The 13,816-nt window shown below is 62.5% G+C and carries 9 protein-coding genes; all 9 read left to right on the forward strand.

Translation table 11 applies throughout. The features are described 5' to 3' along the window. Positions 1–80 precede the first annotated feature (80 nt). On the forward strand, positions 81–563 hold the full coding sequence (locus RIF72_RS04795; RefSeq protein WP_309073707.1) for a MarR family transcriptional regulator: 483 nt from the start codon (positions 81–83) through the stop codon (positions 561–563). Between the two features lie 10 nt (positions 564–573). After that, positions 574–2,658, forward strand: coding sequence for an MFS transporter (locus RIF72_RS04800; protein WP_309073708.1), 2,085 nt, complete (start codon positions 574–576; stop codon positions 2,656–2,658). 188 nt (positions 2,659–2,846) lie between these two features. Next, positions 2,847–4,580: an ABC transporter ATP-binding protein gene (locus RIF72_RS04805; protein WP_309073709.1), complete on the forward strand. Its 1,734-nt coding sequence runs from the start codon at positions 2,847–2,849 to the stop codon at positions 4,578–4,580. Further along, entirely contained in the window at positions 4,577–6,655 is a 2,079-nt protein-coding gene (locus RIF72_RS04810) for an ABC transporter ATP-binding protein (protein WP_309073710.1), read from the forward strand. The genes RIF72_RS04805 and RIF72_RS04810 overlap by 4 nt, the downstream gene beginning before the upstream one ends. Before the next feature lie 56 nt (positions 6,656–6,711). Continuing rightward, positions 6,712–7,128 (forward strand): thioesterase family protein, encoded by a 417-nt coding sequence (locus RIF72_RS04815; protein WP_309073803.1) that lies wholly within the window; start codon positions 6,712–6,714, stop codon positions 7,126–7,128. Positions 7,129–7,153: 25 nt separating this feature from the next. Beyond that, the gene (locus RIF72_RS04820) at positions 7,154–7,918 is read left to right on the forward strand and encodes a copper homeostasis protein CutC (protein ID WP_309073711.1); all 765 of its coding nucleotides are present in this window, start codon (positions 7,154–7,156) and stop codon (positions 7,916–7,918) included. Positions 7,919–8,062: 144 nt separating this feature from the next. Further along, positions 8,063–11,134: a glycoside hydrolase domain-containing protein gene (locus RIF72_RS04825; protein ID WP_309073712.1), complete on the forward strand. Its 3,072-nt coding sequence runs from the start codon at positions 8,063–8,065 to the stop codon at positions 11,132–11,134. A 1-nt stretch (position 11,135) separates the two neighbouring features. After that, positions 11,136–13,073, forward strand: coding sequence for a DUF5107 domain-containing protein (locus RIF72_RS04830; RefSeq protein WP_309073713.1), 1,938 nt, complete (start codon positions 11,136–11,138; stop codon positions 13,071–13,073). A 101-nt stretch (positions 13,074–13,174) separates the two neighbouring features. Then, positions 13,175–13,777, forward strand: coding sequence for a DUF1349 domain-containing protein (locus RIF72_RS04835; RefSeq protein ID WP_309073714.1), 603 nt, complete (start codon positions 13,175–13,177; stop codon positions 13,775–13,777). Positions 13,778–13,816: the final 39 nt, after the last annotated feature.

Genomic DNA, 13,816 nt, shown 5'->3' on the forward strand with positions numbered 1-13,816 from the left:
ACTCCTCGCATCTTTAGTTTCCCAAAGCAATCAATCTGCGTTATAGTTGCTTTAGGCAAACAATAAGAGGGGTGTTTCGCATGTCCGTCGGTTCTGCCACAGCAACCGATCTTGTGCATCAGATTTTCGATCTCCAGCGCACGCTGCGCTGTGTGGTGACCGCCCACATGGCCCGCGTTCCCGACGTCGGAATGGCCGTGCAGGGGGTGATGCGTTTCATCGGTGAGGGGGAGACCCGCGCAACCCAGCTGGCCACGCGACTCGGCGTCAGCGCCCCGGTCCTCAGCCGGCATATCACCGAACTAGAGGAGCTTGGCTTTGTGGCCAGGCGGCCCGACCCTGCTGACGGTAGGGCCCAGCTTCTCGCCCTGACGGAAAGCGGCGCGGCGAAACTGCGCGAATTCGAAGAACAACGCAGCGTGAGACTGCGGGATTACCTGGCGGATTGGAGCGAGGCGGACGCCCTCGAGGCCTCCCAGGTCATCAACAAACTCACTGTGTCCCTCAAGGACTCAATCCGGGCAACGGCGGCCGGCTCCATCACAACAAACCAGACAGCTTAGGAGCCCACGCATGGCTACACCAGCAGTACAAAATTCCCAGGCGGTGGACGCCTCAGTGACCAAAGCCTCCGCGCCCATGACCCATCGGCAGATCATGGAAGCCCTGACCGGGCTCCTCGCCGCCTTCTTTACGGCGATACTCAGCAGCACGATCGTCGCGAACGCGCTGCCCACCATCATGTCCGAGCTCAAGGGCACGCAAACCGACTTCGCCTGGGTCATCACGGCTGCGCTGTTGGCAAACGCTGCCACCACGCCCATCTGGGGCAAGCTCGCGGACCTCTTCGACAAGAAGCTCCTGGTCCAGCTGAGCATCGTCATCTTCGTGGCCGGCTCGGTCATGGCAGGCCTGTCCGAAACCATTCCGCTGCTGCTGACTGCCCGGGTCATCCAGGGCGTGGCGATGGGTGGGCTCACCGCCTTGGCTCAGGCGATCATCGGCTCCATGATTCCGCCGCGCGACCGCGGCAAGTACTCCGGTTACATGGGCGCTGTCATGGCGGTAGGCACCGCCGGCGGCCCGCTGCTGGGTGGCTTCATCGTTGACAGCCCCCTCGGCTGGCGCTGGACGTTCTTCGTCTGCGTGCCGCTGGCCGTCGTCGCCCTCATCCTGCTCCAGGTGACGCTGAAGATCCAGCACATCAAGCGCCCGGCCAGGATCGACTGGCTCGGTTCCATCCTGCTGACATCGGGGGTGAGCCTGCTCCTCATCTGGGTTTCCTTCGCCGGCAACCCTGACTACTACGACTGGTTCTCCTGGCAATCGGCGCTCATGGTGGGCGGCGGCGTAGCCTTGCTGGCACTTCTGGTTCTGGTGGAGACCAAGGTTCCCGAGCCCATCATCCCTCTCAAGATCATCTCCGAGCGCACCACCGCCTTGGCCATCGTTGCCTCCGTTGCCGTTGGTATCGCCATGTTCGGTTCGTCCACCTTCCTGGGTCAGTATTTCCAGGTTGCCCGCGGTGCCACGCCCACCGAGGCCGGCCTGCTGACGCTGCCGATGATCGCCGGCAACCTGATCGGTTCCGTGGCCTCGGGCATCCTGATCAGCCGTTTCGGTAAGTGGAAGAGGTTCCTTATTGCAGGGTCCGTCCTCCTCATTGGCGGCCTCGCGTTCGCCGGAACTATGGACCACACCACGGAACTGTGGATCGTGGCGATCTACACTGGCGTGTTCGGCCTCGGCCTCGGCATGCTGATGCAGAACCTGGTGCTCGCTGTTCAGAACACCGTCCAGGCCAAGGACATTGGAACCGCCAGTGCCTCGGTGGCGTTCTTCCGCTCCGTGGGTGGCGCGATCGGCGTCTCCGTCCTGGGCGCCATCATGTCCAACCATGTGAAGGAACTTGCCGTTGAAGGCATGACTGCGGCGGGCATACCACCCCAGGGCGGGGCATCCGGAGCCAGCATGGACCTGGCCGACATGCCTGCCCCCATCGCCGAGATTATGCGCGCCGCCTACGGTGACGCGACCGCGCAGATCTTCCTGATCTCAGCGATCATCAGCGTCGTTGCCCTCCTGGCTGTGCTGTTCATCAAGGAACGCCCGCTGCGCCGCACGGTTGATGCTGCTCCGGAAAAGGAGCTTATTGCCACGGCATCAGGAGACGCAGGAATGTCGCTGGACACGGCGTCCATCGACGCAGTGAAAGCGTCCGACGACGGCGCGCGCCGCTTGGGTGCCGCCCCTGCGGTTTCAGGGGGCGCCCATCCGGTGAGGGAGCGTCAGGTTCCAGTAGGGGAGCGACCGGCTTCGAACGTGGAGTCCGGATCCGATCTTGACCTGGAGTTCGCCCGGATCCTCACGCAGGAACGGCCCCAGGTCGCGGCCGATGTGAAGGAAGTTCAGGAACAGCTGTCCCGTACCCAGTACGTCCTGGCCGAACAGCAGCTGCAGCTCAGCCGAGCCAACGTGGAACTGCAGGCCCGGTTGCGGGAGCAACAAACCATTGCGCTGCAGCAGGCCCATACCGCAGAGGAGCTCGCCGCAATCCGTAAGGAGCTCAAGCGCGAGCGCAGGCAACAGGAACGGATGGCGTTGTTGCTCCTACAGGGCGTCGAAGCCCGCGCCGACCACGGTAAGCACGCGGGGTAGTATCCATCACATAAGCGCCGGCTGGGTGACCAGCCGGCGTTTTTGTTGATACTCCGCTGGGATGATCTTTTCCGTAAGTTGTTTCGCCCGGGCAACGAATTTCGTAGAGTGGGGAGGCTAATACTGTCAGCCCCTGCTGCCAAACTTCTCTTATCTCATTCACGCACTCTTTCTAAGGACCCGTGGGCATGCTTGTCACCCTTATACGGCGCTACTCCAAGCCGTATTTGCCGCAGATTGTGGCAGTGCTGATCTTTCAGTTGGCGTCCACCATCGCCACGCTCTACCTCCCCAGCCTCAACGCCAAAATCATTGATGAGGGAGTTTCCCGCGGAGACACCGACTTCATCTGGCAAACCGGTGTGCTCATGCTCGGTGTCGCCCTTGGACAGGTGCTTACCGCTATCATCGCCGTTTACTTCGGCGCCCGCGTTGCCATGGCAATCGGCCGCGACCTGCGCCGAAGCGTCTACCGGCAGGTCAGCAGCTTCTCCGCCCAGGACGTTAACCGATTCGGTGCTCCCACGCTGATCACCCGCGGCACCAACGATGTCCAGCAGGTACAGATGCTGGTGCTCATGGGCCTGAACTTCATGGTTTCCACGCCCATCATGTGTGTTGGCGGCATCATCATGGCCCTCCGTGAGGACCTTAACCTCTCGTGGCTCGTGTGGGTTTCCGTTCCGGTCCTGGTGGCCGTCGTGGGCTACCTCGTGGTCCGGTTGATGCCACTGTTCCGTTCCATGCAGGCCAAGATCGACGCGATCAACGGTGTGTTGCGCGAGCAAATTATCGGTATCCGCGTGGTCCGGGCCTTCGTGCGTGAACCGCACGAGGCCAAGCGCTTCGGCGATGCCAACGAAGACCTCACTGCCGTGTCCGTGAAGATCGGCAACCTGTTTGTCCTGATGTTCCCGGCCATCGGCATGATCCTGCACCTGTCAACGGCTGCCGTGCTGTGGTTCGGCGGGCAGCGCGTGGACTCCGGCGACATGCAGGTGGGCGCCCTCACGGCCTTCCTGCAGTACCTGCTTCAGATCCTGATGGCCGTCATGATGGGTACCTTCATGGCCATGATGATTCCTCGCGCCTCCGTCTGTGCCGACCGCATCGGCGAGGTGCTCGACGTCGAACCTTCCATCCACAACCCCACCTCACCTGTGGTGCCGGCTGCGAAGAAGGGTCGGGTGGAATTCCGCGACGTCACGTTCAAATACCCTGGTGCGGAGGCGCCGGTGCTGAGCAACATCTCCTTCACCGCCGAGCCGGGGAAGACCTTGGCCATCATCGGATCCACGGGCGCAGGCAAGACCACCCTGGTTTCGCTGCTGCCGCGGCTTTACGACGTCGCCTCGGGTGACGTGCTGCTCGACGGCGTACCCGTCACCAAGATGGACGCATCTGAAATCACCAGCCGCGTCTCCGCGGTTCCGCAGAAGCCCTACCTGTTCTCCGGGACCATCGAGCACAACCTGCGTTTCGGCAAGCCCGACGCCACCGACGAAGAACTGTGGGAGGCGTTGGAGACAGCGCAGGCAAGGGGCTTCGTCGAGGAAAAGTCATCCGGTTTGAACCGGCGCATCGCCCAAGGTGGCACCAACGTGTCCGGTGGCCAGCGCCAGAGGCTGTCGATTGCCAGGGCGTTGGTTACCAAACCGAATGTGTACCTGTTTGATGATTCGTTCTCCGCTTTGGACGTCGCTACTGATGCCAGGCTGCGCAAGGCGTTGAAAGCCAAGACCCGGGACGCCACGGTCATCATTGTGGCCCAGCGCGTCTCAACCATTGCGGACGCGGACGAGATCCTTGTGCTGGATAATGGCCGGATCGTTGACCGTGGAACGCACGACGAACTGCTGGAGACGTCACCCACATACCAGGAAATCGTTGAATCCCAGCTGAGCGTGGAGGAAGTGGCATGAGCGAGCAGAACCAGCAGAAGAAGCGTGGCTGGGCTGCCAAGGCAGAGGATGCCAAGGATGCCAAGGCAACGTCCGAGGCTGAGGTAGCAACAGAGCTGCTTGACGACGAAGACTTCGTCGAAGAGGAATACGTCCCTTCCGAAGCCGACGGCGGCATGTTCGGCGATGTTCCGGCCAAGAAGGCCAAGGAGTTCTGGCCCTCCGCCAAGCGACTCATGGGCCTGCTGAAGCCCGAGAGCGTTGGCGTGTACATCGTGATCGGCCTCGTCATTGTCTCGGTGGTCCTCAACGTGATCGCCCCCAAGGTGCTGGGCATCGCCATGGACGTCATTTTCGGCGGCGTCATCGGCAGGCAGGTCCCGGAGGGGGTCTCCCAAGAACAGTTCGTGGAGCTCATGCGTCAGCAGGGGCAAGGCAACTTTGCGGACATGGTTTCCAAGATGGAACTCACCAACGGGATCGACTTCCCTAAGCTGACGTTCCTGATTTCGATCGTGCTCCTCATGTACTTCGTGGCCAACATCTTCCTGTGGGCCCAGGGTTGGTTGCTCAACAGGATCGTCATGCGGGTCATCAAGAAGCTCCGCAACGACGTCCAAGCCAAGCTCAACCGGCTCCCATTGAACTACTTCGACACCCGCCAGCGTGGCGACATCCTGTCCCGCGTGACCAACGACGTCGACAACGTTCAGCAGGGTCTCCAGCAGGCGTTTTCCCAACTGGTCAGCTCCGTACTCACGGTTCTGGGTATCACGGTCATGATGTTTATCGTGTCCTGGGAGCTGGCGCTGATTGCCTTGATCGCCCTGCCGCTGTCCGGCATCGTTGCGGGCGTCATTGGTGCCCGCAGCCAGAAGCTCTTCGCCGCACAGTGGAAGAACACTGGCGCACTCAATGGCCAGATCGAGGAGTCGTTCTCCGGCCACGACCTCGTGAAGGTGTTCGGCCGCGATGCCGACATGCTGGAGCGTTTCGACGAGAAGAACGAGGAACTGTACAAAGCATCCTTCGGTGCACAGTTCGTGTCCGGCGTGATCTTCCCGGCCATGAACTTCGTCTCCTACCTGTCCTACGTCGGCATTGCCGTGGTGGGCGGGCTCCGCGTTGCCTCGGGCTCCATGAGCCTCGGCGACGCGGCGGCGTTCATCCAGTACTCCCGTGAATTCACCCAGCCGCTGGGCCAGATTGCAGGCATGGCCAACATGCTGCAGTCCGGCGTTGCCTCCGCAGAGCGCGTCTTCGAGTTCCTGGATGCCGATGAAGAAGTGGAAGAGAACGCTACGCGCCACCTGCCCTCCAAGACCGATGGCCACGTGGAGTTCGAACACGTCTCCTTCAGCTACGTGGAGGACAAGCCGCTGATCGAGGACCTGTCCTTTGCTGCGGAACCTGGTCATACGGTGGCCATCGTGGGCCCCACCGGTGCCGGCAAGACCACTCTGGTGAACCTTGTGATGCGTTTCTACGAGCTCAATGCCGGCCGGATCACCTTGGACGGCGTGGACATCAAGGACCTCAGCCGTGCCGAGCTGCGATCCAAGGTTGGCATGGTGTTGCAGGATGCCTGGCTCTTTGGCGGGACCATCTACGACAACATCCGGTACGGCAATCTGGACGCCACCGAAGAGCAGATCATGGAGGCAGCCAAGGCCACCTACGTGGACCGCTTCGTGCGTGCCCTTCCGGACGGTTACCAGACGATCATCGACGAAGAAGGCAACAACGTCAGTGCCGGTGAAAAGCAGCTCATCACCATCGCCCGTGCTTTCGTCTCCGATCCTTCGTTGTTGATCCTGGATGAAGCCACGAGCTCCGTGGACACCCGTACTGAGCTGCTGCTGCAGAAGGCCATGGCAGCGCTCCGAACGGACCGTACGAGCTTCGTCATCGCCCACCGACTCTCCACCATCCGGGACGCCGACACGATCCTGGTGATGGAGAACGGCAAGATCGTGGAGCAGGGAAACCACACCCGGCTGCTCGCTCTCCAGGGCGCGTACTACCGCTTGTACATGTCCCAGTTCGCGGGTGAGGAAGAGACCGCTGTGGACGACTCGACGGCGGTGCACAGCTGAGCACGGAAACACCGAAGGAGCCTGTGGCACCCCGGCGCATTGAGGTCCTCGTACCCATGCGCTGGGGTGACATGGACGCCTACGGACACATCAACAACGTCCAAATTGTGCGCATGCTCGAGGAAGCCCGTATCGCAGCCTTCGGGCCGCCCCGCGGTGCCGGCCTCCCCGGCGTCGAACCTCCCGCTGCCCTCTTCAATGATGTTGAGGAGGGGACCATGACCCTGGTTGTGGAGCATAAAGTCCGCTACGTCCGGACGCTGGACTACCGCAACGTGCCGGCCATCGTTGAGATCTGGGTCGGCGCCATTAAGGGCGCGAGCTTCGATCTCCACTACGTCATCAAGGATCCCGTCACACGGGAGGACTGCGTCAAAGCCACCACTCACCTGGCTTTCGTGGCGGAGGCCACCGGACGGGTCCTCCGGCTCACACCGGAGCAAAAGGAAAAGCTCGAACGCTACCGCGCGTAGCTCCTGCTGCCCGTAGAGTTTCAGCATGAAACTTGAAATTGCCGTGGTGAGCGCGGCAGGTGCAGGCACGGCTGCCGCCGAAGGAGCCAACCGCGTTGAGCTGTGCAGCAGCCTGGAACTTGGTGGGATCACTCCAAGCCAAGGACTCATGGAAGCGAGCATGGAGCACGCCGATGGCCGTCTGGAAATTCATCCGCTGATTCGCTCCAGGCCCGGCGATTTCCGGTATTCGGCTTCCGACCTGGACACCATGGCCCACGAGATCCGGCACCTGCTCGCCCAGGGTGCCCGCGGGGTGGTGGTGGGGGCGCTCACTCCCTCAGGAGAAGTGGACGTGCAGGCTGTACAGCGTCTGGTGGACTCAGCCATGGACGCCAATCCTAAAGCGCAATTGACCTTCCACCGGGCCATCGATCAGTCGAAAGACCCTTTGGCCGCCCTTGAGCAGCTCATGGAACTGGGCTTCACCCGGGTCCTGACGTCGGGGCATGAAGCTACCGCCGGAGCAGGCCTGCAAACCCTGACCGCCATGGTGGAACGGGCAGGGGGAGCCCTGGAAATCATGGCTGGCGGGGGACTGTCCTTGGAGGACATCCCGGCGATGCATGCGGCGGGCCTGTCCGCCGTCCACCTGTCAGCAAAGAAGACCGTCTCAACCCTTGGAGAGGGAGCGATTTCCCTTGGCGCCCAGGACGGCAGCGATCCCACCGCTTACACCGTCACGGACCGCGAGGTTGTCAGGGCAGCAAGGGCGAAAGTCAACGCGCTGAACCTTGCCATGCCCAAATAGGCCCTGCGGTCCAGCATACGGACGGGAAAATTGCAGTGATCGCGCATCGTAATGACCCTTTACGACTCCGCAGAACGACGGGATGATGTAAGGATTCACCAACTCGGAGACCAGCCCCGGAAGCTACCTTCAGGAGTCCCAGCGATGCCGCTGCCCGCGCCGGTTTCACCGGCCCCCGTGTCCCTTCCCAAAGGAAGCAGAAACAACACTCCATACAGGGCCCACCCGGAGGTGGAATGTGGCATTGGGGCGTGGGACAAATTGCTCTACGGAAATCACCGGTTCGTGGTGGAAGTGGTCCAAGTAGGGGAAGAGGCGCAGGATACCCACTTACCAGCCAGTGCTCACAGGGTGGTCATCCCCTGGCGACGGCAGGACCACCACCCGGCGTCGGTTGACGTCATCATCGTCTCGGAAAAGAGTGGCACCAGGGTCCGGAACGTGCTCGTGGAAGAGGCTAGCCGGGAGTCCGGAAGCATTATTTTCGAGGCGATCGATGGCTTGGGGATCTACTTCGTCTATTACCTGCCCTTCGCCATGCTGGGCAAACCCCACTATCCCCAGGCGCAGTACCTCCCGCATCGTCCGGCCGCAGACCCTGCCTGGGCTGCCGCCGTCGGGCGTTCAGCGTGGGTTCCGGCGAAGCGTGAGCTGCCAAAGGCCACAGTCCTGCGATACGAGGCGGCCAGCGAGCGGGACACCTTCGCGCCGATGAACTTCACTGCCCGCATGGACGAACTGGAGAAGTTCCACCGGGCTTACGGGGGCCAGGCTTTCCTGGTGTTTCCCGAGGACCGCCTGCACCCCATCTCCATGCAGGGCGACCTTCCAGCACACTGGGTGATCAACGGGCCGGGGACGACATTCACAGCCAATGCCCGGCCCGGGGAGGACTACGTGGTCCAGCTTGGGTTGTACGCCCAGCAGGACCTCGAAGCCGTGACGGTCGAAGTCACTGCGCCGTCCGGGGGACACTGCATCAACACTGATGGCGTGGACCGTCTGGGCAAGCCATGGCAGAGGACGCTTGCCTTGAGAGCCGGGCAGGTGCAGGCGCTGTACGTGATCCTGCCAGTCCCGTGCAATGCTGCCGGAACCACCGTGGAGGCGTTGGTGAGGATTACCGCCACCGGTATAAGCGCCACTGGCCAAGCGGCGCAGGACGTCGAGGTCACGCTTGATGTGGCTGCAGACGCGGACACAGAACCCGACGGCGGCTTTGGCGATCCGCGTTTGCTGCGGCGCCTGGCTTGGCTGGATTCGCGGGTGGCCCAGGACACGGAACTCGTTCGGCCCTTCACGCTCATCACCTTGGACGAATCGAGCAGGACGTTGGGGATTCTGGGCAGGTCCCTGCGGTTGACGGAGTCGGGACTGCCGGCGCAGGTGACGTCCACCTTCACCGCCGCCGTCACCGCAACTGATGGTCCCGCCGTCGAGCTATTTAGTGCCCCGATGCGACTGGACGTCGAGGGAATCGATTGGACGCATGGGCAGCTCGTCTTCATTGAGGAGGGCCCGGGGCGGACGTCGTGGCGGTGCAGCTGGACGGGCCGAAAAGACGGCAAGTTAGTTCTGGCGCTGGAGCTGCACGGCGTTCTCGACGCCGATGGATCAGTTTCGTACTCGTTGCGCCTCAGTTCCGAGGGGAGTGTGGACGTGAACGACGTCGGGCTGCAGCTTGAGTTTCCGGAACCGGCCGTTCTGTTTGCCATGGGCTTGGGTGTGCCGGGTGGTCGACGCCCTGATGCCCTGGACTGGACGTGGGATGTGGCCACGAAGAACCAGGATGCGCTGTGGCTGGGAAGCGTGAACGTCGGAATCCAGCTTGCCCTGCGCGACGGCAGTTATGAACGGCCGCTCAATACCAACTTCTACCGGGAAAAACCGTTGGTGGAGCCGACGTCGTGGGCCAATCGTCAGCAGAGCAGCGGGGACGTCATAGTCCGAGGCGGGGTTAAGCTGCACACGGCGGACGGCACTGTAAAGCTGAACGCCTTCAGTGGCGCGCGGACCCTTACCGCCGGTGAACCACTTGACTTCGATTTCCGCCTGTTGCTGACGCCGTTCAAGCCCATCGAGCCAGCTAAGCACCTTGGGAAACGCTACTTCCACGCTCCTGAAAATCCGGCGGACATCAGAACTGCGGGAGCCACCGTGGTCAACGTTCACCACGCAACGGCACCGGCGCCATATATCAATGACCCCTTGCTGACCCGGGACTCGCTGCGCAACTATGTGGCCGAGTGTCATCGGCAGGGTCTGAAGGCCAAGGTGTACAACACTGTCCGTGAGCTCACCTTCCACAGTCCGGAGCTGTTGCCGTTGCTGCACCTGGACCACGAGATCTTCAGTGATGGACCGGGCAAGGGACACATCTGGCTGCAGGAACATGCGGGAAGCCGTTACGTCTCAGCGTGGTTCGCGCCCAACGTGGACGACATCGCCGTGGTGACCACGGGTGAGTCGCGGTGGGAGAACTTCTATGTTCGAAGCGTGCAGGAACTGGCCAACGGCGAGGACGGGATCGACGGCATCTACTTGGATGACATTGCTTACGACAGGCACGCCATGCTGCGGGTCCGCAAGGTCCTTGAGAGGGCCTGCCAAGCCAGAGGTGTGGACGGGCCGGAAATAGACCTTCATTCCGCCAACCAGTTCACAGCCCATGACGGATACGCGTCCTCAGCCAATCTGTACATGGAACATTTGCCCTACGTGGACCGGCTCTGGCTGGGGGAGTACTTCGATTACCACACCACTGATCCCGACTATTGGTTGGTGGAGCTATCCGGCATTCCCTTCGGCCTCATGGGCGAGATGTTGGAAGGCGGTGGGAACCCGTGGCGGGGCATGGTGTTCGGCATGACGGGCCGGGCGCCCGCCGTCGACAACCGCCCGCTCTGGGAGTTCTGGGCCGCAAGCGGCCTTGAGCGCGGGCAGATGCAGGGCTTCTGGGACCCTCAGTCACCCGTACGGACCAGCCACCCGGACGTGCTGGCCACCACGTGGGTGACGGAGCGCGGAATGGTTGTAGCGCTTGCGTCATGGGCCAGTGAAACTGAGGATGTGACGTTGATTTTCGACGACGACGCTGCCGCCCAGGAGGTCGTAGCCCCGGGCATCCCCGGGTTCCAATCCGCCGCGAGCTACGCGCCCGGCCAAGCCATCACCCTTGAGCCGCAGCGCGGCCTCCTTCTCACGATCGGATACTGACGTGGCCATCACCGCAAGCTCCAACCTCACCGTCACCACGATCTCCCTGACAATGGCTGAGCTCGGACCATTGAACCCCCTGCCGGTGGTGGCAGCCGAACTGGACCAGCCCTACACCGTGGGCGAGGGCGTGCCGAAGGAACTCCAGGCCTCGGCCCGCTACGGTGTGGTGCCCAACGTTTACCCGTACCTCATGCAGGACGGCTACAGCCGGGACGCGGCACCCATGGAACTGACCGCCGTCGTGCTTGAAAACAGCAAACTCAAGGTGACCGTCCTCCCTTCACTGGGTGGCCGCATCTGGGAGTTGTTCGATAAAGCCACAGGCAAACAGCTCCTGCACACCCACGATGCCCCGCAACTGGCCAACATTGCGCTGCGCAAGGCGTGGTTTGCGGGCGGGCTGGAATGGAATATCGGCACCCGTGGACATTCGCCCACCAGTTGCGATCCGCTGCACACCGCGATTGTCCACACTCCGGACGGCAAACACATCCTGCGCATGTGGGAGTACGAGCGGCTGAGGGAAGTGGTGTTCCAAGTGGACATCTGGTTGCCTGCGGACTCGGACGTCCTCTTCGCCGCGGTCAGGCTGCGGAACCCGAAGGATCACGATGTCCCCATGTATTGGTGGAGCAACGCAGCCATCCCGGAAACGGATCGCACTCGGGTCATCGCTCCGGCGGACGAGGCTTTCGGCAGCGACTACGCCACGGACATCACCCGAGTAAGGCCCACTAACCACGAAGGGTATGACGGCACGTGGCTGGTCAACAGCCCGCACGCGGCGGACTTCTTCTTCGACATCGACCCCTCCGAACGGCGTTGGGTTGTGGCAGCCGACGACGACGGCGACGGGCTGGCGATGCTGTCCACGGGCCTCCTGCGGGGAAAGAAGCTCTTCGTGTGGGGCCAAGGACACGGCGGCAAGCGTTGGCAGGAGTGGTTGAGCCCAGGGGCCGGACCGTACGCCGAGATCCAGGCCGGCCTCGCGCAGACGCAGTTCGAACACCTGGTGATGCCCGCCGGCGCCGAGTGGGCATGGGTCGAAGCGTACGGGAACGGGCACCTTGATTCTGAGACCTCGCACGGTGCCGACTGGGATGCTGCGGTGGCACACGCCAGCGAACGTTTGGAACAACTCCTGCCCCACGAACAACTTGAGGCCATGCTTCCAGCAGCCATCAGCAATGCCGACGTCCCGCCGTCGGAGATGCTGCTGCACGGCAGCGGTTGGGGCGTTGTGGAGCGTGCTCGTCGCAGCCAGTCGGGCATGGCTTGGATTGATGAAAGCGGTACGCCTTTCGTGGAGGAGAGCGTCGCGGCCGAGCAGGAACCGTGGCTCGGGTTGCTGCGGGGGCAGGCGTTCGACGGCGCGCCCAGCTTCGTTGCAGGGGCGGACTGGGAAGACTTGCTGTCCGGGCAGGACAGTCCGGAGGCAAAGCTTCATTTGGCCACCATGAAGCATGCACGGCAGGACCTGGGTGGGGCGAAGGCGCTGTATCGCGAAGTATTGGCGGCCCGCGATGTGAGGCCCGGTACCAAGGCGCTCGCGCACCGTGGCCTGGGCTTGGCGCTGCTTGCTGAGGGACAGGAAATGCAGGGTCTGGCTGAGCTTCGGAACGGCGTGAAGACTGACCCTTCAAACGTAGCTTTGCTCACCGAAGCCGTAACGCTCAGTAACCGGCACGGAAACCCGGCCATGGCCCTGGATCTGACGGCGTCGGCACCCAAGGAGGCCGCCGTCGTCGGACGTTTGAGGTTCCTCCGGGCGCTTGCGCTTGCGCGCACGGGAAACCCCGGGGAGGCGGCCGCCATTCTGCGCGAGGGCGTCGAGATTCCGGACCTCCGCGAAGGGGAGGATGCGATCGCCGCTTTGTGGGAAGAGGTTTGTCCGGGCGAGTCTGTTCCCTTCAGCTACCAATTCGGGATGCACTAGAGGTCTTTCTGGTGGTGCCCGGGTGTGGCCTCCCGCACATCTCCGGCAATCTCTGAAAGCGTGTTCTTGACCATTCTTTCAGGCCACAGAGGAGCACCGATTTGATCCCCGAAATAGCAGGAATTCCACCCTTGGAATGGACGTCGTCCGCCGGTCATGCCAGCTATGACGAGACCGAGGGGGCGCTGACGCTCACAGCCGCGCCCGGGGTTGACTGGACCAACGACTCCCTCGGGGGAGAACCGCAACACGGCGCTACTGCGCTGGGGTTCAGGGCTCCGGCGGCTTTCTCGTTGTCGGCCAGGGTCTTGGTGGCCTCACCACGGACAACATTCGACGCCGGTGTGCTGACCCTGTGGGCGGACAACGAGCACTGGGCCAAGCTCTGCTTCGAGTATTCCCCGCAGGGGGAAGCCATGGTGGTCAGCGTGGTGACCAACAGCTATTCCGACGATTCCAACGGGCCTGTGGTGACCGCTCCGTGGGTTTACCTGCGGGTCAGCCGGGTGGGTCCAGCGTGGGCTTTCCACTGGTCATCGGATGGCCGGGAGTGGTCCTTTGTCCGGCTGTTCAGGTTGGATACGGAGAAACCTGTGCACGTGGGGTTCATGTCGCAAGCCCCGATGGGTGAGAGCTGCGTGGCACGATTCGACAGCATAGAACTGAAGGACGAGCCCCCTGCCGACCTCCGCGATGGAAGCTAGCGGCGGACAAACGCAGGCCAATAGCCGGTCACGCGGGTG

It is taken from the genome of Paenarthrobacter sp., from assembly GCF_031180005.1.
Lineage (GTDB): Bacteria > Actinomycetota > Actinomycetes > Actinomycetales > Micrococcaceae > Arthrobacter.